Origin of the sequence: Streptococcus sp. HMSC061E03 (assembly GCF_001813505.1) — a bacterium.
GTDB lineage: Bacteria > Bacillota > Bacilli > Lactobacillales > Streptococcaceae > Streptococcus.
Genome location: NZ_KV812784.1, coordinates 540,420 through 564,350 on the forward strand (window position 1 = coordinate 540,420; position 23,931 = coordinate 564,350).

At 42.6% G+C, this 23,931-nt stretch carries 26 protein-coding genes; 19 read left to right on the forward strand and 7 right to left on the reverse strand.

Annotated features, from left to right (window positions below; translation table 11 throughout):
* From HMPREF2917_RS02795 to ldcB, 3 genes are all read left to right on the forward strand, one after another.
* On the forward strand, positions 1-864 hold an 864-nt coding region (locus HMPREF2917_RS02795), incomplete at its 5' end, for a DUF6574 domain-containing protein (RefSeq protein ID WP_256324245.1).
* A gap of 66 nt (positions 865-930) precedes the next feature.
* A complete protein-coding gene (locus HMPREF2917_RS02800) occupies positions 931-2,718 on the forward strand; it encodes a TcaA second domain-containing protein (RefSeq protein ID WP_176745944.1) in 1,788 nt (595 codons plus the stop codon).
* A 9-nt stretch (positions 2,719-2,727) separates the two neighbouring features.
* A complete protein-coding gene (ldcB, locus tag HMPREF2917_RS02805; protein WP_070588911.1) occupies positions 2,728-3,507 on the forward strand; it encodes an LD-carboxypeptidase LdcB/DacB in 780 nt (259 codons plus the stop codon).
* Between the two features lie 32 nt (positions 3,508-3,539).
* On the opposite strand, the gene HMPREF2917_RS02810 is transcribed toward ldcB, so the two are convergent.
* The 3 genes from HMPREF2917_RS02810 to coaA all read right to left on the reverse strand — a co-directional run bounded on the left by HMPREF2917_RS02810 (position 3,540) and on the right by coaA (position 5,378).
* The gene (locus tag HMPREF2917_RS02810; protein WP_045759539.1) at positions 3,540-4,046 is read right to left on the reverse strand and encodes a DNA topology modulation protein; all 507 of its coding nucleotides are present in this window, start codon (positions 4,044-4,046) and stop codon (positions 3,540-3,542) included.
* A gap of 66 nt (positions 4,047-4,112) precedes the next feature.
* A complete protein-coding gene (rpsT, locus tag HMPREF2917_RS02815) occupies positions 4,113-4,361 on the reverse strand; it encodes a 30S ribosomal protein S20 (RefSeq protein ID WP_003007640.1) in 249 nt (82 codons plus the stop codon).
* Between the two features lie 96 nt (positions 4,362-4,457).
* On the reverse strand, positions 4,458-5,378 hold the full coding sequence (gene coaA / locus HMPREF2917_RS02820; protein WP_003007638.1) for a type I pantothenate kinase: 921 nt from the start codon (positions 5,376-5,378) through the stop codon (positions 4,458-4,460).
* 90 nt (positions 5,379-5,468) lie between these two features.
* Between coaA and HMPREF2917_RS02825 the strand changes: the two genes are divergently transcribed.
* From HMPREF2917_RS02825 to HMPREF2917_RS02890, 14 genes are all read left to right on the forward strand, one after another.
* Positions 5,469-6,062 carry a class I SAM-dependent methyltransferase gene (locus HMPREF2917_RS02825; protein ID WP_037615364.1) on the forward strand — a complete coding sequence of 198 codons (594 nt, stop codon included), beginning with the start codon at positions 5,469-5,471 and terminating at the stop codon, positions 6,060-6,062.
* The gene (locus HMPREF2917_RS02830) at positions 6,059-7,336 is read left to right on the forward strand and encodes a pyrimidine-nucleoside phosphorylase (RefSeq protein WP_070588912.1); all 1,278 of its coding nucleotides are present in this window, start codon (positions 6,059-6,061) and stop codon (positions 7,334-7,336) included. Before HMPREF2917_RS02825 ends, HMPREF2917_RS02830 begins: the two co-directional genes overlap by 4 nt.
* A 17-nt stretch (positions 7,337-7,353) precedes the next feature.
* A complete protein-coding gene (deoC, locus tag HMPREF2917_RS02835) occupies positions 7,354-8,016 on the forward strand; it encodes a deoxyribose-phosphate aldolase (protein WP_003001619.1) in 663 nt (220 codons plus the stop codon).
* A complete protein-coding gene (locus tag HMPREF2917_RS02840) occupies positions 8,003-8,392 on the forward strand; it encodes a cytidine deaminase (RefSeq protein ID WP_070588913.1) in 390 nt (129 codons plus the stop codon). Before deoC ends, HMPREF2917_RS02840 begins: the two co-directional genes overlap by 14 nt.
* Before the next feature lie 75 nt (positions 8,393-8,467).
* Positions 8,468-9,529, forward strand: coding sequence for a BMP family lipoprotein (locus HMPREF2917_RS02845; protein ID WP_003001669.1), 1,062 nt, complete (start codon positions 8,468-8,470; stop codon positions 9,527-9,529).
* A 128-nt stretch (positions 9,530-9,657) separates the two neighbouring features.
* Positions 9,658-11,193: an ABC transporter ATP-binding protein gene (locus HMPREF2917_RS02850; RefSeq protein ID WP_003007625.1), complete on the forward strand. Its 1,536-nt coding sequence runs from the start codon at positions 9,658-9,660 to the stop codon at positions 11,191-11,193.
* On the forward strand, positions 11,186-12,247 hold the full coding sequence (locus HMPREF2917_RS02855; RefSeq protein ID WP_003007621.1) for an ABC transporter permease: 1,062 nt from the start codon (positions 11,186-11,188) through the stop codon (positions 12,245-12,247). The genes HMPREF2917_RS02850 and HMPREF2917_RS02855 overlap by 8 nt, the downstream gene beginning before the upstream one ends.
* Positions 12,247-13,203, forward strand: a complete 957-nt coding sequence (locus HMPREF2917_RS02860) for an ABC transporter permease (protein WP_003007618.1) — start codon at positions 12,247-12,249, stop codon at positions 13,201-13,203. Before HMPREF2917_RS02855 ends, HMPREF2917_RS02860 begins: the two co-directional genes overlap by 1 nt.
* 275 nt (positions 13,204-13,478) lie before the next feature.
* Positions 13,479-14,081, forward strand: coding sequence for a hypothetical protein (locus tag HMPREF2917_RS02865; protein WP_070588914.1), 603 nt, complete (start codon positions 13,479-13,481; stop codon positions 14,079-14,081).
* 21 nt (positions 14,082-14,102) lie between these two features.
* On the forward strand, positions 14,103-14,738 hold the full coding sequence (locus HMPREF2917_RS02870; protein WP_070588915.1) for a copper homeostasis protein CutC: 636 nt from the start codon (positions 14,103-14,105) through the stop codon (positions 14,736-14,738).
* 103 nt (positions 14,739-14,841) lie between these two features.
* Positions 14,842-15,507, forward strand: a complete 666-nt coding sequence (locus HMPREF2917_RS02875; RefSeq protein ID WP_070588916.1) for an MmcQ/YjbR family DNA-binding protein — start codon at positions 14,842-14,844, stop codon at positions 15,505-15,507.
* Position 15,508: 1 nt separating this feature from the next.
* On the forward strand, positions 15,509-17,263 hold the full coding sequence (locus tag HMPREF2917_RS02880; protein WP_070588917.1) for an ABC transporter ATP-binding protein: 1,755 nt from the start codon (positions 15,509-15,511) through the stop codon (positions 17,261-17,263).
* Positions 17,250-19,004 carry an ABC transporter ATP-binding protein gene (locus HMPREF2917_RS02885; protein WP_070588918.1) on the forward strand — a complete coding sequence of 585 codons (1,755 nt, stop codon included), beginning with the start codon at positions 17,250-17,252 and terminating at the stop codon, positions 19,002-19,004. Before HMPREF2917_RS02880 ends, HMPREF2917_RS02885 begins: the two co-directional genes overlap by 14 nt.
* Positions 19,005-19,096: 92 nt before the next feature.
* The gene (locus tag HMPREF2917_RS02890; protein ID WP_070588919.1) at positions 19,097-19,345 is read left to right on the forward strand and encodes a hypothetical protein; all 249 of its coding nucleotides are present in this window, start codon (positions 19,097-19,099) and stop codon (positions 19,343-19,345) included.
* Positions 19,346-19,363: 18 nt separating this feature from the next.
* On the opposite strand, the gene HMPREF2917_RS02895 is transcribed toward HMPREF2917_RS02890, so the two are convergent.
* The 3 genes from HMPREF2917_RS02895 to HMPREF2917_RS02905 all read right to left on the reverse strand — a co-directional run bounded on the left by HMPREF2917_RS02895 (position 19,364) and on the right by HMPREF2917_RS02905 (position 21,821).
* Entirely contained in the window at positions 19,364-20,668 is a 1,305-nt protein-coding gene (locus tag HMPREF2917_RS02895; protein WP_070588920.1) for an aminotransferase-like domain-containing protein, read from the reverse strand.
* Positions 20,669-20,731: 63 nt separating this feature from the next.
* Positions 20,732-21,379: a PAQR family membrane homeostasis protein TrhA gene (locus HMPREF2917_RS02900; protein WP_049474560.1), complete on the reverse strand. Its 648-nt coding sequence runs from the start codon at positions 21,377-21,379 to the stop codon at positions 20,732-20,734.
* On the reverse strand, positions 21,354-21,821 hold the full coding sequence (locus tag HMPREF2917_RS02905) for a DUF1836 domain-containing protein (protein WP_070588921.1): 468 nt from the start codon (positions 21,819-21,821) through the stop codon (positions 21,354-21,356). Before HMPREF2917_RS02905 ends, HMPREF2917_RS02900 begins: the two co-directional genes overlap by 26 nt.
* Positions 21,822-21,920: 99 nt before the next feature.
* On the opposite strand from HMPREF2917_RS02905, the gene yaaA reads away from it, so the two are divergent.
* Positions 21,921-22,646, forward strand: coding sequence for a peroxide stress protein YaaA (gene yaaA, locus HMPREF2917_RS02910; RefSeq protein WP_070588922.1), 726 nt, complete (start codon positions 21,921-21,923; stop codon positions 22,644-22,646).
* A gap of 118 nt (positions 22,647-22,764) precedes the next feature.
* On the opposite strand, the gene HMPREF2917_RS02915 is transcribed toward yaaA, so the two are convergent.
* Positions 22,765-23,211: a MarR family winged helix-turn-helix transcriptional regulator gene (locus tag HMPREF2917_RS02915; RefSeq protein ID WP_003001765.1), complete on the reverse strand. Its 447-nt coding sequence runs from the start codon at positions 23,209-23,211 to the stop codon at positions 22,765-22,767.
* Between the two features lie 291 nt (positions 23,212-23,502).
* On the opposite strand from HMPREF2917_RS02915, the gene HMPREF2917_RS02920 reads away from it, so the two are divergent.
* Entirely contained in the window at positions 23,503-23,916 is a 414-nt protein-coding gene (locus HMPREF2917_RS02920; protein WP_070588923.1) for a cell wall elongation regulator TseB-like domain-containing protein, read from the forward strand.
* Positions 23,917-23,931: the final 15 nt, after the last annotated feature.

Genomic DNA, 23,931 nt, shown 5'->3' on the forward strand with positions numbered 1-23,931 from the left:
GAAGAACCAGTAGCAGCTCCACAAGCTCCAGAGTTTGTCGCAGCGCCAGCTGCTCCTGCAGAAGAACCAGTTGCAGCTCCAGTTCAAGAACCGGCTCCTCAAGTTGCTCCAGCGAATGGACCTGCTTTCCAACAAGCTCCACAGCAAGCCTACCAACAACCGACTCAAGCAGCTTATCAACAAGCTCCTTACCAAGGTCAACCAGGACAACCTTATCCTGCCCAACCAAGTCAATTTGGTGTAGCCGTTGGTGGTTACTGGAATTGGTTCCTTTCAGCTTTGAAACGTCCAACAGCTGTAGAAAATCCAAAAGCTCTTAACGGAATTTTACAGTATGTCTTGACTGCTTTTGTCTTGACCTTGGGCACTTTCTTCACAGCTAGTGGAGCTACAGGTGGTTATGGTGCAGATTTCCGTGCCTTTCTGATCATCTTGATCATGGCTTTTTTCAATATCTATACCTTCCAGGTAGCAGGTTTCTTTGTCCGTCGTGTCGTTCTTCAAGATAAAGAATATTCATACGGCCGTTCATTTGAAGAGTTTGGACGTTTGTCTGTTTACACCTTGCCTATTTCTCTATTTGCTTTCTTAGTTGGACTTGTAAAAGCTTATGAATTCTATGGATTCCTTAACTTCTTGATCTTCTTCTTGTATACAGTTGGAACCTTGTATGTAGTATACCAAGCCTTGAACAACACAAAATTTAAAGCAGATAAATTCATATTGCTTGTAGCATCCATTGCGATTTTAATTGTCTTTGCAGGACTTGTTGTTTACTTGGATCGTCAAATTTTGGAACAAGCTATTATGGGATCTATTCCAAATACTCCAAATTTTGGAGACTTGGGTAATTTTGGATACTAAACATATCACAAAAAGGAAGGTGGGAATACCCACTTTCCCTATTTTATAATGAGGGAGAAGAGATCCATGCAAAAGAAATGGGTTGAATTATTTGAAAAAGTGATCGGTCGCAAACCGTCACCAGAAGAGTTTATGGCTGGGAAAGCCTGTGGATTTGATTTGAAAAAAATTCAGTCTATCGCAGGAAATGTCCCAGCTGAGGAAGTCGCTCCTGTTGAGGAATCAGTGGTTGAACCAGTTGAAGAAGTGAAGAATGTCGATCCACTTCTAGCAGCTCGTCAGGCTTGGTTGCAACATTTTGAAGAAACCTATGGCCGCAAGCCAAGTGCGGAAGAATTTACCTTGGCTAAAAGTCAAAACTTTGAGTTTTTTGTAGGACCTGTGCCTGAATCAGAATTTGCGAACCCAGATTCAACTGAAGAAACACAGGAGTATGTCCCTCAACAGCCGACTCAAGAGTATGCGGCTCCACTTGCTACTGAGCAAACGCAGGTCTTTGAGGGATCAACCTTCACAGAGGCAAGTCCAGCTCAGAAAAAACCAAAGGCTCCTAAAACGAAGAGTGGGAAGAAACTTTCTAAGAAGAAAATTGGGATTATTTCTGCCCTTGCTGTTCTTGTAATCGCTTTGGTAGCAGCCTTCTTTTACTTCCAGTCTACAACACGTGTCGAAGTGACTGCAGATAAATTCATCAAGGCAGTAGATACAAAGGATTATCGTGAAGCAGCAGATCTGCTTTCAACCGAGAACGATAAATGGACAAAGGATGAAGCCGAAAGCTTGATCACTAGCATGGAAGATCAAGGGGTCGATATCGGCACAGAGTTGAACAAGATCATTGATAATGGTGGAGAAGGCAGCTATACGGATAAATCTGGTAACAAGATCTTTGGTTTGGAAAAGGCGGACAAGAAATTTGGAATCTTCCAAGAATACCGTGTGGCTAGCTATCCAGTGCAAGTCAAGGTCAAGACCAATTTGGACCAAGCCAAACTCAAAGTGGCAGCCAATAAAACAGTGACCTTGAAGAAAGATGCAGTGACAGACCTTGGTTCTTTCCATTACAATACAAAAGAAATGGAATTGACTGCTAAAACAGAGGTCGGAAATGTCACTTCTAAGATCCATCTCAATCCTAAAAAAGCAACGAAGAACAACTTAGAATTGCAGTTGAATTCTGAAAAACGCAATTTAGAAGTTGAGTTCCCAGATGAAGTGGAAAACCCAACGGATGTGAAGGTGGTGGTCAACGGTAAAGAAGTCGGAACGAGCACGACCTTTGAAGTAGACAGCATCCCTTATCAAGAAATTGAAGTGCACGCCGTCTTCAATATGAATGGGGAAACCTATACAACTGAAAAGGCTAAGGTGACGATTGAAGAGGGTGAGAACGATCCGATCGAACTTAAACTAGCCAAAGATACCCTAAAACGCATCAAGAGTGCACAAGATGCTAAGAAAGCGCAAGCAGCCAAAGAAGAACAAAATCGGACCTTGGCGGAAGAATTCTTGAAAGAGTACCGCGACGCAGTCTTTAGCTCCGTTTCAAATCGAAACAACACCTACTCTAAATACTATGACACACAAAGTCAAGCCTACAAGGACATGGTTGAATTCACAACTGGTGATGGTGTTCGAAAGGCTAAAATTGACTACTATACTCCAGGAGCTTTGGACATTCAAAGTGTCACGGAAGAAAATGGTGTGGTGACGATTAAGACTTATGAAGACTTTACCGTGCATTATACAGATAGCCATCCAGATTCACAAAACCGCAAGTACAAGACCTACACCTTGAAAAAAGTAGGTGCAAGTTATGTGATTACGGATATTGTCGTAACAAAAGAATCATAGGAGATTCCCATGAAAGCAAGATTTTCCAAATTCACTTTGGTGACAGTTGCCTTGTTAACCCTGACAGCTTGCTCCCAATCTCAATCCACTAGTTCTAAATCTTCTGCAAAAGAAGAGACCAAGCAAACGCAAACCAAGTCTTCCAAAGAAATGTCTTCAGCAAAGGATACGTCAAAAGAGACAGGAAAAGAAGAGTCGTCAAAAGCTGGTAAGTCAGATGTGAAAGTGGACTCTGGTGTGAGCTATAATGGTTCCTACTATAGTGTCAAAGGGAAATATGGTGAGGTCATGATCGCCAACAAACATTATCCCTTGTCGCCTGACTTTAACCCAGGTGAAGATCCTGAAGCTGTTTCAGCCCTTCATGAATTGATCGCAGCCATGCAGGCAGAAGGTTATCCGATCAGTGACCAATATAGTGGTTTTCGTAGCTACGACACCCAAGTTGGTCTCTACCAAAACTATGTCAATCAAGATGGTCAGGAAGCCGCCGATCGTTATTCCGCAAGACCGGGTTATAGTGAACACCAGACAGGTTTGACCTTTGATTTGATCGATACCAGTGGGAATCTGGTGACAGAACCTGGACCAAGTAAGTGGTTGCTCAAGAACGCCGCTAAATATGGATTTGTGGTTCGTTACCAAGAAGGTAAAGAAAAAGTAACAGGCTACATGCCAGAAAGCTGGCATCTCCGCTATATCGGAAAAGAAGCACAAGATATCGCTGACTCAGGTTTGAGTCTAGAAGAATACTATGGCTTCACCGGTGGCGATTACGTTGATAAATAAAAAAGGTTGGGATTGATATCCCAACCTTTTTATTATATGTTTTTTAGAAACGTATCCAGTTCTTTTTGGTTTTTAAGAGAGATAAATTTGTCTGGATAGGTTTGGCCGATAGTCCGATAGCGTGTGACCTGTCTGGCTTGGCGTCCATCCCAAAGAATCCAACGGATGAATTCCCAGTCAAATCGTTCAGGGCAGCCAGCTGCCATACTCTCACGGACCCGACCTTTATAACGGCGGTATCGTTTCCACCCTCTATAGAGGCAGTTCCAACAAGAGAAGTTGAGAAAGATAATCTGGTCGGCTTGCTCCATTCTCTCCTCATAGCAGCACCAAGAGTAATTGCCATCAATGACCCAGTCTTTATGATCGCTGAGAAACTGTCTCATCTCACCTTCCATCGTATCCCGGTCACTGTCTATCCAGCCCGGTTGAAATTGAAGGGTATCCATGTGGAGCTTGGGAATGGAGTAGTAGCGAGCTAAGTTTTCAGCCAAGGTGGATTTACCTGATCCAGAATAGCCGATAATAACAATTTTCATAAGCACCTCTCAAAAAATTAGGCACAAAAAAAGCTCCGGAGAGCTTGATTTTTATGCTGTTCTTGATTAACCAAGTTTCGCTGCAAGACGTGCTTTATCACGGCTAGCTTTGTTCTTGTGGATCAAACCTTTAGTTTCTGCTTTATCGATAGCTGAGCTAGCAGCGCGGTAAAGTTCTTCAGATGGGTTTGCTTCAAAAGCTTTGATTGCAGTACGCATAGCTGATTTTTGAGCTGAGTTTTTTTCGTTTTGTTTAACGTTCAATTCAGCGCGTTTGATAGCTGATTTAATGTTTGCCAAGTTATTCACCTCCATTGATAATCTAACTATCTCATTATATATGAAAAGTTAAGATTTGACAAGCCTAAAATAGCTTTTCCTTAAAAAAGTACCGTTAAAAGGCCATTTTCTCTAGCGTTTGAGATAAATTTCGTCGATTTCATGGTTGGTTGCTTTATGGAGAATCAGATCAGCTCGGTTTCTGGTTGGTTGGATGTAATGTTGCAAGTTGACTAAATTAATGGATTCCCAGACCTGATGGGCCATGCTTAAAACTTCTTCTAGGGGTTGCTCTGTAAATCGATAGTAGTAGTTATTGGGATCATTCTGAGCTAATGCAAGGAGTTTTTGGAAGCGATCGATATACCAAGATTCGATATCATCAACTGCGGCATCCACATAGATCGAAAAATCAAAGAAATCGGTCATATAGAGACTGTCATTTTGCGGATTTTGAAAGACATTGATCCCTTCGACAATGACAAAATCAGCCGGTAAAATGGTTTGCTTCTCATCTGGGACAATATCGTATATTTCGTGGGAATAGACAGGGATTTCTACGCTCTTGTTGTTTTTGATTTGATTAAGAAAATCAAGGAGCAATTCCATATCATAGCTTTCTGGAAATCCTTTTCGATTGAGGATCTCTTGTTCTTTTAAGATAGCATTTGGATAGAGGAAGCCATCTGTTGTCACCAATTCTACTGTCGAGCCTTCGAAGGTTCGCGACAGCAGGATTTGAAGTAAACGGCTAGTGGTAGATTTTCCAACCGCAACGCTCCCTGAAACCCCAATGATAAAGGGTTGGCGTTCACTCGTTTTTTGAAGAAAAATACCTTTTGAGAAGGCCAAATCTTCTTTGGAACGCTTGTAGATTCCAATCAGGTTTGTCAAAGGCAGGTAGACGTCACGTACATCCTGGAGGTTGATGCGGTCGTTGAAACTTTTAATAGAATTGAGCTCTGTTTGAGAGAGAGGTGGGGTGGTTTTGCGGTGCAAATTTTGCCAGGTTTCCCGATTAATTTTTTCAAAATGTAGAAATTCTTTGTCCATATGTCACTCCTATTTTAGTCTTTAGTATACCAATTTTTAGAGGTCATGTAAACGATTTAAAAAAGGAGTGAATTATGATAAAATAACCTTATGAGTAAAATGTATTTCGATGTAAACCCAGATGCAGCCCATGATATTCATGATCTGGCTGTTGTTTTATTGGGGCAAAAGATGAATTTCTATACGGACGCCGGCGTCTTTAGTAAAAAAATGATTGACTATGGAAGCCAGGTGCTCTTATCAACCTTGGATTTTCAAGAAGGAGAAAGTGTCCTCGATGTAGGCTGTGGCTATGGTCCGATCGGCCTCTCTCTGGCTAAAGCCCAGGGAGTCGCAGTGACCATGGTCGATGTCAATGAGCGGGCGCTGGACTTGGCTAAGAAAAATGCCAGCCGAAATGGCGTGGAAGCACAGATCTTTTCTTCGGATGTCTATGAAGCAGTAGAAGGGGTCTTTGACCATGTGATCAGTAATCCGCCGATCCGAGCTGGTAAGAAAGTGGTTCACCAAGTGATCACTGGTAGTTTTGAACATTTGAAACCAGGTGGAGATTTGACCATTGTCATTCAGAAAAAACAAGGAGCTCCCAGCGCGAAAGCCAAGATGGAAGAGACGTTTGGCAATTGTGAGACAGTAAAAAAAGACAAAGGCTATTATATTTTAAGAAGTGAGAAAGAATCATGAGAGCAGTAGATATCATTCAGAAAAAAAGAGATGGTCTTGCCTTAAACAAGGAAGAAATTGAATGGCTGATTGAGGGCTATGTGGCTGGAACGGTTCCAGATTACCAAATGTCCGCTTTTGCTATGGCTGTTTATTTTAAAGGAATGACGACGGAAGAAATCTCCCATATGACCATGAAGATGGTCCAAACGGGGCAACAGTTTGATCTGTCAGCTATTCCAGGAATCAAGGTAGACAAACATTCGACTGGTGGTGTGGGAGACAAGGTGACCTTGGTCTTAGTGCCTTTGGTTGCGAGTTTTGGAGTGCCGGTTGCTAAAATGAGCGGTCGTGGGTTAGGACACACAGGTGGGACCATCGATAAGTTGGAATCCATTAAAGGTTTCCAGATTGAACGGACCCAAGAGGAATTTATCCAGCAGGTGCAGGAGATCGGCTTATCGGTTATTGGTCAATCTGACCAACTTGTGAAGGCAGACAAACTCTTGTATGCTCTGCGTGATGTGACAGCGACAGTGGATACCATTCCTTTGATTGCTAGCTCGGTCATGAGTAAGAAAATCGCTGCTGGTGCGGATGCCATTCTTTTGGACGTTACAGTGGGCGAGGGTGCCTTCATGAAGAATATTGAGGATGCTCGTCGCTTAGCCCGTACCATGGTGGATCTTGGAAATGCAGTGGGTCGGAAAACCATCGCTGTCATTACAGATATGAGCCAACCTTTGGGAACCAGCATTGGTAATCGTCTAGAGATTTTGGAAGCCCTGGATATTCTGAAAGGGCAGGGCCGAGCTGATGTCACAGAGTTTATTTGTGAATTAGCGCAAATCATGTTGAAATTGGCCAATGTAGAACAATCGATTGAAGCCATCCATGAACACTTGAACAATGGTCAGGCTTTAGCGAAGTTTGAAGAAATGGTTGTGGCTCAAGGTGGAGACTTAGAAGATTTGCATCGTCCCGTCAAAGTGGATCAGGTCCTTGAAGTAACAGCGGACAAAGATGGCGTCATTGCTGCTTTACCTGCCATGGAGTTTGGCTTGTTTGCCATGCGCTTGGGTGCTGGCCGTGCTGTCAAATCAGATCCCCTCGATTACGAAACAGGGATTGTGTTTGACAAAAAAGTGGGAGAGCATGTCAAAAAAGGGGAACGCATTGCCCGTATTTTCATGAATGAAAAAAATTCACAAGAAAGAGTTACAGAATTCAAAAAAAATGTTAAAATACTAGAAAGGGCTGAAAGCGTTAAAGAAATTATTGAAATAATATCTTAAGCAGCTCAGGAGATTGTATGAAGTTAAATAAATATATCGATCACACTCTTTTAAAACCAGATGCGCAACAAGAACAGATCGAAAAGCTGATCGAAGAAGCTAAGGCTTATGATTTTGCAAGTGTCTGTGTGAACCCGACATGGGTGAATTTTGCGGCTGAGGGCTTGCGCGATTCAGACGTTAAAGTTTGTACCGTCATTGGTTTTCCTTTAGGAGCAAATACACCATTTGTCAAAGCGTGTGAAACAAAAAATGCGATTCAAAATGGTGCCGATGAGATTGACATGGTCATTAATATCGGGGCTCTTAAGTCTAAGAATTTAGCACTAGTTGAGGAAGATATCCAAGCTGTAGTCGAAGCGAGCGGTGATAAGCTGGTCAAAGTCATTATTGAGACTTGTCTCTTAACAGATGATGAAAAGATCGTTGCTTGTCAAATTGCTAAGTTAGCTGGCGCAGACTTTGTGAAGACTTCAACTGGCTTCTCAACTGGAGGAGCAACGGTAGAAGATGTGGCCTTAATGCGTCAAACTGTTGGACCCGACATGGGTGTTAAGGCTTCTGGTGGTGCTCGCTCTTATGAAGATGCTCTTGCTTTTATCGAAGCAGGTGCGACCCGTATCGGGACTTCTTCTGGTGTAGCCATCATGGAAGGAAAGGTGGCTCATGGCGACTACTGAGTTGATCAACTTAGCAGTTGAAGTGAGTCAACAAGCCTATGTGCCTTATTCTCATTTCCCAATTGGAGCTGTACTGCTAACGAAGGATGGAGAAATCTATACAGGTGTCAATATCGAAAATGCCAGTTTCGGACTAACCAACTGTGGAGAACGGACAGCCATTTTTAAAGCTGTTTCTGAAGGAGCTCGCGATTTCAAAGAGCTCATTATCTACGGGCAAACAGAAAAGCCCATCTCTCCATGTGGTGCTTGTCGCCAGGTTATGGCTGAATTTTTTGAGCCAGACCTTCCTGTAACCTTAGTATCTAAAGATAAATCGACGGTCGTGATGACGGTCAAGGAATTACTTCCATATTCCTTTACAGACCTGACTTAATAGGTCTGTGAGGCGGTCTTTTGACCCTTTCAATACTTCGCAACAATGTTGCACAATAATTTAGGAGGTTCAGTAATGAACAAGAAACAATGGCTAGGCCTTGGTCTAGTAACTGTCGCTGCTATCGGACTTGCAGCATGTGGAAATCGTGCGTCTAAAAAAGATAGCGCAAACTCAGAATCAAAAACTGATTTGAAAGCTGCTATCGTTACCGATACTGGTGGTGTGGATGACAAATCATTTAACCAATCTGCTTGGGAAGGTTTGCAAGCTTGGGGGAAAGAAAACGGTCTTTCTAAAGGGAACGGATTTGACTACTTCCAATCAACAGATGAATCTCAATATGCGACAAACCTTGATGAAGCTGTTTCTAACGACTACAAATTGATCTTTGGTGTTGGTTTTGCCTTGCGTGATGCAGTAGAAAAAGCGGCTTCTGACAACGAAGAAACAAACTTTGTTATCATTGACGACCGTATTGAAGGTAAAAAGAACGTAGCATCTGCTGTCTTTGCCGACAACGAAGCTGGTTACCTTGCTGGTATCGCTGCTGCGAAAACTACAAAAACTAAACAAGTTGGTTTTGTAGGTGGTATGGAAAGTGAAGTTATCACTCGTTTCCGCGCTGGATTTGAAGCTGGTGTTAAATCTGTTGACCCATCTATCAAAGTTCAAGTAGACTACGCTGGTTCATTCGGTGACGCTGCTAAAGGTAAAACAATTGCTGCTGCACAATACGCTGCAGGTGCAGACGTTATCTACCAAGTAGCTGGTGGTACTGGAGCAGGTGTCTTCTCTGAAGCAAAAGACTTGAACGAGAAGAAAAATGAAGACGAAAAAGTTTGGGTTCTTGGTGTGGACCGTGACCAAAAAGCTGAAGGTGAATACACTTCTAAAGATGGTAAAAAATCTAACTTTGTCTTGGCTTCAAGCTTGAAGAAAGTCGGAGAATCTGTAAAAGACTTGGCTAAGAAAGCTGCTGACGGTAAATTCCCTGGCGGTAAAGTGATTACTTATAGCTTGAAAGATGGTGGAGTTGATTTGACAACTGACAACCTTTCTGCAGATGCTAAAAAAGCTGTCGAAGATGCCAAAGCTAAAATCCTTGATGGATCTCTTAAAGTTCCTGAAAAATAATATTTGATTGGGCGGCCCTCCCTTTAAGGGCCGTTTCTTTTAAAGTGAGACATTTTTGTCTCAATAAAATCTGTTAGTTCTCTAGCAGATTTTATTGAAATAAAAAATTTTGAAAGGAAAACACCCACATGACACATGAATATGTCATCGAAATGCGTGAGATTACCAAAAAATTTGGTGACTTTGTAGCAAATGATAAGATTAATCTTCAGTTGCGCAAAGGTGAAATCCATGCACTTCTTGGAGAAAATGGTGCAGGTAAATCTACCCTGATGAATATGCTGGCTGGTTTGTTGGAACCAACAAGCGGAGACATTGTGGTAAATGGAAATACTGTTAACCTAGACTCACCTTCAAAAGCAGCTTCTTTAGGAATTGGAATGGTGCACCAACACTTTATGTTGGTTGAAGCCTTCACTGTTGTTGAAAATATCATCCTTGGTTCTGAAACCACTAAACATGGTGTTTTGGACCTTAAAAAAGCCAGCCAAGATATCCTTGATTTGTCTAAAAAATATGGCTTGGCAGTAGATCCAAATGCTAAAGTTGAGGATATTTCCGTTGGTGCGCAGCAACGTGTGGAAATCTTAAAGACGCTTTATCGTGGAGCCGACATCCTGATCTTCGATGAACCAACTGCAGTGTTGACACCAGCTGAAATCGAAGAATTGATGACAATCATGAAGAACTTGGCGAATGAAGGAAAATCCATTATCTTGATTACGCACAAGTTGGATGAAATCCGTGCTGTTTCAGACCGCGTAACGGTTATTCGCCGTGGGAAATCTATTGAGACAGTAGAGATTGGTGGAGCTACTAACCAAGACTTGGCCGAAATGATGGTCGGCCGTTCTGTTTCCTTTAAGACTGAAAAAGGTCCTTCTCAACCGAAAGAAGTGGTCTTGTCGATCGAAAACTTGGTTGTCAACGAAAACCGTGGTGTCCCAGCTGTTAAGAATTTGTCACTGGAACTTCGTGCTGGTGAAGTCGTTGGGATCGCAGGGATTGATGGAAATGGTCAGTCTGAGTTGATCCAAGCCATTACAGGTCTACGGAAGGTAAAATCGGGTTCAATTAAGATTAAAGGCAAGGATGTTGTAGGACTACGTCCACGTCAAATCACAGAAATGAAGGTAGGGCACGTCCCTGAAGACCGTCACCGGGATGGTTTGGTCCTTGATATGATGATCTCTGAAAACATGGCTCTTCAAACTTACTACAAAGAACCTCTTAGCAAGAATGGTATTTTAAATTATCCAAATATCACCTCTTATGCCAAGAAGCTCATGGAAGAATTTGACGTTCGTGCAGCCAGTGAAGTGGTACCTGCTAAGGCTCTCTCTGGAGGGAACCAGCAAAAAGCCATTATCGCTCGGGAAATCGATCGCGATCCAGATCTCTTGATCGTTAGCCAGCCGACTCGTGGATTGGACGTTGGAGCGATCGAATATATCCACAAACGCTTGATCCAAGAACGGGATAATGGAAAAGCCGTTCTGGTTGTCAGTTTTGAATTAGATGAAATTTTGAATGTTTCTGACCGTATTGCGGTTATTCATGATGGGAAGATCCAAGGGATCGTAACCCCTGAAACAACGAATAAGCAAGAACTTGGAATCCTCATGGCAGGAGGACAAGTAAAGGAGGGAGCATCAAATGAATAAGAATTTAAAACAAATTGCCGTTCCATTGGTGTCTGTCCTTTTAGGATTGGTCTTAGGTGCCATTATTATGTGGGCCTTCAGCTATGATGCCCTTTGGGGATATGAATTGCTGTTTAAGAAAGCCTTTGGTTCGATTAAGAGTTGGGGTAATATTTCCCGTGCTATGGGGCCACTGATTTTAGTTGCTCTTGGATTTTCGGTAGCTAGCCGGGCCGGCTTCTTTAACGTTGGACTTCCTGGTCAGGCTTTTGCAGGATGGATCATGGCGACTTGGTTTGCCCTTTCCTTCCCCAATATGCCTCGCTTACTGATGATTCCGATGACCGTTTTGATTGCGGCTATCGCAGGTGGATTTATTGGAGCGATTCCTGGTTTCCTTCGTGCCTATCTCGGAACCAGTGAGGTCATTATCACCATTATGATGAACTACATTGTTCTCTACGGTGGGAATGCCTTGATTCATAGCTTCCCAGCTTCCTTGATGAAAAACAAGGACTCAACCATTGATGTGGGAGCCAACGCTGTCTACCAGACGGAGTGGTTGCGTAATTTGACGGACAAATCACAAATGAACATCGGGATCTTCTTTGCCATCATCGCAGTGGTGGTCATCTGGTTCTTGATGAAGAAAACAACACTTGGTTTTGAAATCCGTGCCGTTGGTCTCAATGCCAATGCGGCGGAATATGCAGGGATGTCTGCAAAACGGACCATTATCCTTTCTATGATCATTTCTGGTGCTCTTGCTGGTATCGGTGGGGTAGCAGAAGGTCTGGGGATTTACTCAAATGTCTACGTTCAAACCAGCTCGATGAGTGTTGGATTTAACGGAATGGCCGTTGCCCTTCTTGCGATGAATTCACCAATTGGTATTCCATTTGCTGCCTTCTTGTTTGGAGCACTTCAAATTGGGGGAGTTGGTATGAAGCCAGCTGCCATCCCTGAAGAAGTCGTTCAAATTGTGACAGCATCCATTATCTTCTTCGTATGTGCTCACTACATTATTGAAAAGATGATCTCGATGCGTTCAGCTAAAAAAGGAGGAGCAAACTAATGAGTATTGTAACGATTTTAAGTATTCTTGTTTCCTCTATGATTGTGTATGCGGCGCCGCTGATCTTCACAAGTATCGGAGGAGCCTACTCAGAACACGCTGGGGTTGTTAACGTTGGTCTGGAAGGAATCATGGTTATGGGAGCCTTCTCAGGTATTATCTTTAACTTGACTTTTGAGCCTGAGTTAGGAAGCTTGACACCATGGTTGTCCTTGATCGTTGCTGCAGGGATTGGGGTACTCTTCTCCTTGATTCACGCGGTGGCAACTATTCATTTCCGTGCTGACCATATCGTCTCAGGTACAGTATTGAACTTGATGGCACCTCCACTTGCGGTCTTCCTTGTTAAAGCGATGTACAACAAGGGGCAAACGGATAATATCAAAGTTGCCTTTGGGAAAACTTCCATTCCGGTCTTATCTAAAATTCCGGTAATTGGGGATATTTTCTTCAACAATGCCAGCATCATCGGCTGGGTTGCGATTCTCTTCTCATTCTTTGCTTGGTTCATCATGTTCAAGACAAAATTTGGATTGCGTCTTCGTTCAGTTGGGGAACACCCACAAGCAGCAGATACATTGGGAATCAATGTTTATAAAATGCGCTACTTAGGAGTGATGATCTCAGGTGCCCTAGCTGGTATTGGAGGAGCCATATACGCTCAATCTATTTCCGTTAACTTTGCGGTGACTACTATTGTTGGTCCTGGGTTCATTGCCCTCGCAGCTATGATTTTCGGGAAATGGAACCCAATCGGTGCCATGCTGGCTAGTCTCTTCTTTGGAGCCTCACAAAGTTTGGCAGTTATCGGGAATCAATTGCCTTTGCTTAAAGGTATCCCATCCATTTACTTGCAAATTGCGCCTTATGTCTTGACCATGGTTGTCTTGGCAGCCTTCTTTGGACAAGCAGTTGCGCCTAAAGCAGATGGTGTTAACTACATTAAATCGAAATAATGCACAGAGAGAGGTTGGGATAAAAGTCCTAGCCTCTCAATTGTTTTTGGATTGTCGAGTAAGACGCAGTGGTTGAGTGGGCTCTAATACGCTGATTTCATCAGCTTATACAGGCCTACTCAACTGTGCGGAGGTGGAACGACGAAATCGAATTCTAACGAATGACCGATTTCTGTCCCACTCTCTCTTTTGCTTTGTAAAGGCCCCTCTTAGTCGCAATTTCTTTAGATTTAGGGTACAATAAGAATACAACTTTTCATGTATTGGAGGAGCAGATGTTTAAGTGGATAAGACGCCTGATTGGCATGGTGATCGTTTTATTTATTTTATTAGTGATCTTATTGGTCCCTGGATCTATTCCTGATGGGGAGCAACTGAGAAATGTGCAGGCAGGGAGTTCTTTGATTGAGCTGGCTCAAAATGCAGTTTCAAACGCTTCTGTGAGCACTGAAGGGCTCTCAACTGAGCTAAGTCTCAATTCTGTACAATTAAGTCAGGTCGTAAAAACAAGTGCTGGAACCGCCCTTGACAATTCTGACTATCAAAAGATGGCACTAGGAATGGATGGCAATGACCTTCACGTCAAAGTTCCTGTTTCCTTAGGACCAGTTGATAGCTATCTAGATTTAACTATGACCGGCCAAGTTGAAAATAATGTCATGAATTTGACCGTTACCAGTGCTAAATTAGGGAAAATGCCCATTCCAAAATTCTTGGTTCTCAACTATTTGAAGGATCAATCCAATCAAAATGGAGGTGGCTTCACAGTGAATGGTGATCAGATTACGCTTGAGATCCCTCAAGCAGGTTATACCATCTCAAAAGCGAGAGTGGAAAATGGCAATGCGAAGGTAACGGTTAGTATATCCTTGTTTTAAGTTTTTGAAAATGGAGTTGTCATGCTTGTCTTTGAATTTTGTGCAGAGAATTTAACTTATATTGATAAGGCGATTGCTGCTGGGGCAGGTCGCATTGAACTGTGCGATAACCTGGCAGTAGGAGGGACCACACCTAGTATAGGTGTGATCAATGAAGCAATCAAACTGACAAGAGAGAAGTCCGTGGATCTATGTGTCATTATCCGGCCCCGTGGTGGCGATTTTGTCTACACTGATCTGGAAGTCGAAGCTATGCTGATGGATATTCGTGCTGCGAAAGAAATAGGGGTTACTTCTTTTGTGCTGGGTGCGCTGACGAGCGATCGAAAGTTGGACCAGAGGATCATGCAGCTTTTACTAGCAGCCTGTGGAGAAGCAGAGGTTGTCTTTCATATGGCCTTTGATGAGTTAACTCACACAGATCAGCTAGAAGCGATTGAGTGGCTTTCTGATCAGGGTGTAGCCCGCATTTTAACACGAGCTGGAAGTCCAGGTGACCCACTAGAGCAACGTTTTGCACACTATCATCGTTTATTAGATGCGGCTAGAGGAAAGATACAGATCCTGCCAGGTGGGGGTGTGACCCTTGACAATCGTCAGTTCTTTTTGGAGCAATTGGGTGTTTGTCAACTGCATGGCACGCGCATCGTGTTTTAAAAAAGAAACGATCACTGCTTGAAGTAGTTTTTTGGATCTGTTATCAAGGTTGGGGACGTCGTTCCCAGCCTCTTCTAGTGCAAAAATGAATAAGGGAGAGAAAATGTTTTTAGAGCATTATTTTGACCGATACACCTTTCAGCTAGAAAAGGGATTGGCTTATGGATTTGAAAAGAGTGGGACAGGCTATGAGTACCAGTGCCCAGTCTTATCGGACACTTTTCTCTTAAAGGTAAGCGTCTGCGACCAGAAGATTTCTTTTCAGGTCTATGATCAGGATACAGGGGATGAGTATATCCAGATCCATCTGGAACAGCTACAAGGAAATTTCGTTGGCCAAGTCAGGGAAGCCTGTCAGGAAAGTCTTGCAAGAATCCGCCAAGCCTGTTTTGAGGTAGAAGATTTTCTCTATCCTCAAACCAAGCGTCTTATGGCCTATATTTCCCTACACTATCAGGGAACGATTGAATATTTGTGGGAAAGATCTCCTGAATCTGGTGCCATTCGCCACCGAGACACTCTCAAGTGGTATGGTGTCTTTATGACCATTAATTGGAAAAAACTAGATGCTGGCAAGTCTGGGAAAATAGAAGTTTTGAATGTTAAGTCTGATCAAGTAGCTCAGTTCGTTCAACAAAAGGGGATTTATCCAGCTTTTCATATGAATAAAAAATATTGGGTGAGTATCCCGCTCGATGGAACAATTGCTGATGAGGAGTTGTTTGCTCTAGTGGATAGTAGCTGGCAGCTCACCAAAAAGGGGAAATAAGATGCATCTGTTAGGGAAATTATCTTGGTTTTTTAAATTAGAGAAGAAGCGTTACTTGATCGGGATAGGGTCCTTGATCTTGGTTAGTTTTTTAAATCTTATTCCTCCAAGAATCATGGGACTTGTGATCGATTTGATCGATAAAAGAAGGTTGACACTGAGTCAGTTGGTCGTGAATATTGGATTTCTAGTTCTAGCAGCTCTTGCCATGTATGGACTTCGTTTTGTCTGGAGACGCTATATTTTTGGGACGGCCAATAAGTTAGCTCGGATTTTGCGTTACCGTTTGTTTCAGCAATTTACGCTCATGTCACCGTCTTTTTATCAGCGTTATCGGACTGGGGATCTCATGGCCCATGCTACTAATGATATTAATGCGGTAACCATGTTTGCTGGTGGCGGGGTTATGTCTGCAGTGGATGCTTCTGTGACCGCCTTGGTGACCCTAGTCAGCATGTTTTTCATGATTGATTGGCGCTTAACCCTCTTAGCTATTTTGCCTCTACCGGTTATGGTGGTAGTGACTTCCGCCATTGGACGCAAAAACCACAAAGCCTTCAAAGAGGCCCAAGAAGGCTTCTCGGAGCTCAACAACTTTGTTCAGGAATCAGTATCAGGGGTTAAGGTGACCAAATCCTTTGGCTTTCAGGCAGATGAGATTCGGGCTTTTGAAAAGACCAATCAAATGGTCTTTTCAAAGAATATGACTTCAGCCGGTTACAATGCTTTGTTTGATCCGACTACTCTTCTTTTTGTCGGTCTCTCCTATGTTTTGACGCTCTACTTCGGGGGGCTATTTGTTCAGGAAGGGAGCCTGACGGTTGGACAAATCGTAACCTTTATTACCTATCTCAATATGCTCGTCTGGCCCCTTCAAGCCATGGGCATCTTGTTTAATATTAGTCAGCGTGCTAGCGTCTCCTATGATCGGATTGAGACACTTTTAGCAGAAACACCTGATATCCAAGATCCAAGTCAACCAGTTACAGTCATTCAAAACGGAGATTTGGAATATGACATTGAAGAATTCGCCTATGAGAAAGAGCCTGTCCTTGAAAAGGTTGTCTTTCATTTAGAAAAAGGGCAAAACCTTGGAATTGTGGGTCCAACTGGATCTGGAAAGACCACCTTGTTGCGTCTCTTGCTTAGGGAGCATGACTTGGAGCAGGGAGATATTTTGCTCAATGGAATCTCCATCAAAGATTATCGTTTAGAAGATCTTCGTAGTTTGATAGGTTATGTTCCCCAAGATCAGATCCTCTTTGCCATGACCATTCGCGAGAATGTAGCTTTTTCAGATCCACAGATCAAGGAAGAAGAGGTGATGAAGGCTCTGAGAACTTGTGGAGTCTATGAGGATATTCTGGCCATGCCAGACCAGATGGAGACAGTGCTGGGAGAGAGAGGGGTCTCTCTTTCTGGCGGGCAAAAGCAACGGATTGCCATGAGTCGTGCTTTGGTCATGAATCCTGAGATCCTGATTTTGGATGATTCCCTGTCTGCAGTAGATGCTAAAACGGAGCACCAAATCATTGAAAATATGAAGCAGGAACGCAAGGGGAAAACAACGATCATTACAGCCCACCGCCTATCAGCGATCGTTCATGCGGATTTGATTCTGGTAATGGAGAATGGACAGATCAAGGAGCGAGGAAATCACGAGGAATTAATGGCTCAAAAAGGTTGGTACTATGAAACCTACCAAGCCCAACAATTATCAGAAGAAATGGAGGGAAAGCTGAATGAAAACATCTGAAGCTCATGTTATGAAGCGACTCTTGACTTACATGTGGCGTTATAAATGGTTAACAGCCCTAGCCTTTGCCTTTACCTTTCTGACTAGTCTGTTATTGACGGCGATCCCTCTTGCAGCTCGCTGGTATATTGATTACCTAGTGGATCCAACAGAAGCCGGCTCTCCAGTACTGACAGCTTTTCAGTTTTTCATTCTCTACTATGGGTTATTCATTGGGCGCGTGCTAGCAACTTATCTGAGTCAATTAACCTTTGCGCGTGTATCCAATTCTATCGTAAGAGACATTCGTCTAGATATTTTCAAAAATCTTCAAAGGCTGGGCATGTCCTTTTATGACCAGACAGCAGCAGGTTCGATTGTTTCGCGTGTGACCAATGATACCCAGGCAGTCGCAGATATGTTTTCTACTGTCTTTTCAAGCCTGGTTTCATCCTTTTTACTTTTTCTAGTCACCCTGGTAACCATGTTTAGCTTGGACTGGCATTTGACCATTTGGATCCTGCCTTTTCTTCCCATCATTTGGTTTTCCATCCGTCTCTATCGTAAGTTATCCAATCGCTTGGTCAAGATGACCCGACAAAAATTATCAGATATCAATGTGAAATTATCGGAATCTATTGAAGGGATGCGGATCGTGCAGGCCTTTCGTCAAGAAAAGCGCTTGACGGATGAATTCGAACAGATTAATGGGGAACATTTGGATTACGCCAACCGATCTGTAGATGTCAATTCCCTCTTTTTGAGGCCAGCAATGACCCTGTTACAGGTTCTGGCTTATGCGGTTATTCTAACCTTTTTCGGCCTAAATTGGCAGTCCTCAGGCTTTACAGCAGGTCTTATCTATGCCTTTATCCAGTATGTAAGCCAGCTTTTCCAGCCTTTGATTGATGTTACGCAGAACTTTGCTACCTTGCAGACCTCAACCATTTCTGCAGGTCGTGTCTTTGAGATGATGGATCGAGACGACTACGAGCCCAAGCAAGCTGGTAGCCTGAAAGAAATTGAGCGGGGAGATATTCGTTTTGAGCATGTATCTTTTTCTTATGATGGCAAACGGGATGTTCTAAAAGATATCTCCTTTGAGGTCAAAAATGGACAAACCATCGCTTTTGTTGGTCATACTGGTTCTGGTAAATCCTCTATTATCAATCTCTTCATGCGCTTTTATGAATTTGATCGTGGCCAGATCTTGATTGATGGACAGGATATCAAGGACTACAGCCAGGAAGCCTTGCGTAAGTCCATCGGTTTAGTGTTGCAGGAACCCTTCCTCTATCATGGAACCATTGCTTCTAATATCCGAATGTACCATGAAGAACTGACTGATGAGGAAATCCGACAAGCAGCTGCATTTGTGGATGTAGCAGACTTCATTGAGAGTTTACCTGGTGGCTATGACCATCCGGTAACAGAGCGGGGTTCTACCTTATCGACCGGTCAGCGTCAGCTTCTGGCTTTTGCTCGGACCATTGCTGCCCAGCCTAAGATCCTCATTTTGGATGAGGCCACTGCCAACATCGACCAAGAGACGGAAGAGATGATCCAAAATTCTCTGAAGAAGATGCGCCAAGGGCGGACAACCATTGCCATTGCCCATCGCCTTTCTACCATCCAAGATGCCGATTGCATCTATGTTCTCGATAAAGGAAAAATCATCGAATCGGGCAATCACGATCAACTCATTGCTCTAGGAGGAACGTATAAGAAAATGTATGACCTCCAGGCTGGTATGATGAAATAAGGATAAACAAGGTCTAAATGCAAATTTAACCTTGTTTTTCTTCTTTGAAAGCTGTAAAATATAGAAAAGAACAGAAAAAGGGAGCATACACCATGTCAAACGATCTGATCATGATGGGAGTTGTGATTGTCTTATTTGGACTTTATTTCACTCTTCAAGTTGAGCTCAATAAAGTCAGAAATCAATTTACTCATTATCTTCTAAAACCAGGTAGTATTTCCAAGGAACAAAGAGAGAAGTACCTCAAAGAACCAGAGATGGAAGCGATTCGCCTGATCCGACTCGATTATCGGATCGGCCTTCAAAATGCCAAACTTGTTTATGAGCAATTGAAGAATTAAGAAAGACCCTCGTATAGTTTATACGAGGGTTTCTCTTTCAAAAAAAGGCGTAAGCTTTGGTAAAACATTGGTCACATCTGCCGATTTGATCTTGGCGAGTTGATAAGGACAAGAAGCGATGTAGGCTGCTTCAAAGAAATCAAGCGGAAGTCCACTGTGTTTTAAGGCAGCAAGGGATTGAACTTGGCTGAGTTCTAAAAGGATCCCATCGTGGGTCAGGGTCAGATGAGGAAGAAGAGGAGACTGGGCCATCAAGGTCTTTAGACTGGATTCTTCTTCTTTTTTTCTGGCTAAGAGTCGCTTTTTATTGGTCAGATACATACCGTTATCAATGTAGAGACTCAAAGCCTTTTGCATGATCAGATTGCTATCATAGTCCAGAATCGTCTTATAGGTCAAGACTGGCTTTAGAAGGTCTTGGGGAAGGATCATGGAAGTGATGCGAAGAGCAGAAAAGAGATTGGTCGAAAAAGATTTGATATAGATGACTCGGTCCTTTTGATCCAAATAATGAAAAGAAGGGGCATTGCTGCCATCAAGATCTCCAAGATAGTCATCCTCAACAAGGTAGACATCATATTGGTCAGCTAGTTGCAAGATCGCTTCTTTCTGCTTGGTCGAATAGCTATGACCAAGCGGATAGTGAAAACGAGGGATCGTGTAGAAGAATTTGATATGGCCACTTTTGAAAATCTCTTCAAGTTCCTCGAGATCAATCCCCGTTAAATTACGTTGAATGGTACGGTAGGCAAGTCGCTGCGAATCTAAGAGTTGGTTCATCCGATGATAAGTCGGTTGCTCGATCAAGATCTGCGATTTTTTATTGGGAAAGTCAATCTGGCTGAGGATATTGAGCGCCTGCTGGGTACCAGCAGTCAAAACAATCTGATCCGCAGTCGTATAAATACCTTCTTCCTTCAATAAGCCTTGAATCGATTGACGTACTTCGAGTAAGCCTGCTTGGTCCGAAAAGTTGTTGAAGAGATAATTCTCCCGTCCAATCAAGGTTTCATTGATACAGGTCCGGAAGTCCTCAAAAGCCTGGTTGCGGTCTTTCTCTAATTTTAGTGGAAGATCCTCATGTCGATTAGGTTCTTGCTCCAAAACATAGTAGCCACTTTGAGGCTTAGCATAGAGGAAGTGCTGGTAAGTCAAGTCCAGCAAGGCCCGTTGCACTGTGTCCTTACTACAAGAAAATTGACTAGCTAATTGGCGAACGGAGGGAATTTTCTCTCCAGTTTCCAGTTCTCCATCTTGAATGGCTTTTTTTAGTACATGAATAATTTGTTGGTATTTGCTCGTCTTCATCCTGACTGTCCCCATACAGTTTTTTTCTATTGTACAGAAAAAATCACAAAAAAACCACTCCGAAGAGTGGTGAGCGTATTACATAAAATAAACAATGGCTAAATACTGAAGAGCAGAAGCTGCCAGGATGAAGAGGTGCCAAATCATGTGGAAGTAAGGTTTTTTCTTGGCATAAAAGCCAGCTCCAACCGTGTAGCAAAATCCTCCCATGAGCATGAGACCCCAGAAGATCGGATTGGTTTGGCTAACGATTTGGGGAATAATAAAGATGACCAACCAGCCCATGATCAAGTAAAGAGCGAGACTGAACTTTTCATTGACTTTTTTGGCAAAGATTTTGTAGAGAATACCAAAGATGGTGGTCCCCCATTGGATCAAGATAATGCTGTAGCCCATCCAGTTGTTCATCAAGGTGAGGACAACCGGTGTGTAACTACCTGCGATCGCAATGTAGATCATGGAATGATCGATAATACGAAGCACATACTTTTGAGGTGAATCGTAAGACATAGCATGGTAGACGGTCGAAGACAGAAACATCAAAAAGAGACTGATCACAAAGATAGAAGTCCCAAAAGCACTGAGAAGACCGTGTTGCTCAAAGCTATAGACTGCTGAGATCGGAAGCAAGATCAACATGAGGAGCGCGCCAACAGCGTGGGTTACGCTATTAGCGATCTCTTCTCCAAAGGATAATTTTTTACTTAGTTTCATGGTGTAATTCATCAGTTTCTTCCTCCGTTTTTTCTGGTTGAATATAAGTCAGGGTTTCAAGATAAAGTTGAACTGTCTGACAGGCAGAGCGAATGATAGGAGCGATCGGCTCTTTATGCTCATTGAGATAAGCGACAAAGCTATTATAGAGAAGATCTGAGCTTGCCTGGTCCTGCAAGAAATTTAAGGTAGAAGCGATCTCCTGAATAGAAAAGACCGTTTTTAAGGTTGTAATAGCGATCAAGCGAGCCACCTGTCCACGCTGGTATTTCTTCTTATCTGGTTTTTCGACATAACCATGTTTTACGTAATTGTTGATCATGGCAGCCGTCAAGCCCTTGTCTGAAGAAGAGAGAACAGGTGCACAGGTTTTATTGACATAAAGCAGGACCTGATCAAGATAGAGGTCTAGCTCAGGCAGTTGCTCCCACGTTGGATAGGAAAAAGTGGACACGAAATCTTCACCTTTCTTTCATCTAGTTTTCATAACTAGATAATAACATTAATAAAAACTATTGTCAAGAAAATTTGAAAAATATGGTACAATAGACCTATGAAACTATTAATTCCATCCGCTAAAGAACTGAACGAACAGGCTCGTATCGTCGAGCCCCAACCCTTGTCAGAGAACACAAAAACCATCCTCCGAGCTTTGAAGGCATTCTCCCTAGAGGAATTAGCGACCTTTTACGGGATCTCAGAGGAAAGAGCTCAAGCAGAAAAAGAAAGAATTGAGGCTTTGTTAGCTGGGAGTGCTAAAACCTATCCTGCTTTGGAACTGTTTGATGGCCTTATGTATCGTAGTATCGAGCGTCAAGACTTATCCGAAAAAGAGCAGGCTTATCTGCAGGAGCATTTGTTGATCACGACTGCTTTATACGGTGTACTACCTGCCTATCAAGGGATTGCTCCCCATCGATTGGATTTTATGATGAAGCTAAAACCAGCTGGAAAATCTCTAAAGGTACTCTGGAAAGAGGACTATGATCAGGCAGTAGAAGGTGAGGAGCAGATCTTATCTCTTTTGTCTTCTGAGTTTGAACAAGTCTTTTCAAAAGCCATTCGTGAGCGAATGATTCGGATCAAATTCATGGAGAATCGTGGTGGGACACTGAAGATTCACTCGACGATTTCAAAGAAAGCACGTGGGGCCATGGTGACAGCTATGATGAAGGAAGAAATCATCCATCTAGAAGATCTGAAATCATTAGAAGTAGCAGGTTTCTTTTATCGTGGGGATTTATCGCAAGAGAAGGAATGGGTCTTTGTGAAAGAATAAATAAAAATATTCCTGAGAAGCGTCAGGAATATTTTTTTGATCTGTTAGATAAAGAGAATGCACGATGAAAACTCCAAAATGGAGGATTTTGGAGTCAGAATCGTCTTGAGCAGTAGGCTTAGGCGATATGTTTGAATTTCTTCAAGAGTTCTGTCAACTCAGCTTGCTCGCCACTATTAAAGACTTGCATCAAGCGTTGAATATTCTTGATATGATCTGGAAGAGCTTCTTCGATCTTTTTACGACCGGCATCTGTAATAGATACAAGATAAGCACGGCGGTCTTCTGGATCGGTTTCGCGTGTAATCCAACCATCGCGGACCATATTGCGAATAACCACAGTCATATTTCCAGAGGTCGCAAGAATGCTGTCAATCAGATCTTGAATGCGAAGATCGCCTTTACTGTACAAGGTTTCAAGTACAGAGAATTGAGTTGGTGTCAACTGGTGCTTTTTAAAGATATGAGCCTCAGAGGCACGGATCAATCGTTCTGCCTTGTGGAAGACGATCATGGTTTTTAAATCTACGTTTGCTTCTTTGAATAATCTCTTTAAATTTTCCATATCTATATTTTATCAATAAATAGTATTTCTGTCGTTTAATTTTATTTTCAAATTAGTTACAAAATTGTGACAAATTTATTAAACTATGAACAAATGATAGCGAAGGTGTTAATTTTAGTTTGTTTATCAAACAATTTTATACTAAAACATTGTAACAGGTATGAAATATTAGTAACAATTCTTTCTTGAAAATCTATAGAATTCTAGGTAGCTTTGGTGTATAATGAGGGAGTGAAACAGAAAAATAATCTTTTTATAATATGGCAACATATAATAGGAATCTGTATCTTAGTGTTGACGGTCCTTTTTTCTTGGCTATTTCTTGCTGAAAAAACTTCTGATCGCTTGCAGGATCAAATGGCGCAAGCAAGAAAAATAGCTCTGTCTCACTCTTCGATTACGACCATTGAGACGGAGAGTTTCTTTCATGGCAAAGAAGCGTATCTTTCCTTCATTGGCAAGGACCAAGAAGGACAAGAATTAGCGGTCTTGGTGGCGCAGGCGGATGATGCAGTCTATACCTACCCTTTGAAAGAAGGAGTTAGTTCCAAAGAGGCAGCTTCTGTCGTCAAAGAAAAGAGTCAGGACGCGATTGATCGTGTCACTTTTGGACGCTTTAAAGGAAAACCGATCTGGGAAGTCAAGGCCGGGAGTTCCTATTATGTGGTGGATTTCAAGACTGGGAAAGTCACCGGTGTTTTTTAAGATTTGAGGAGGAAA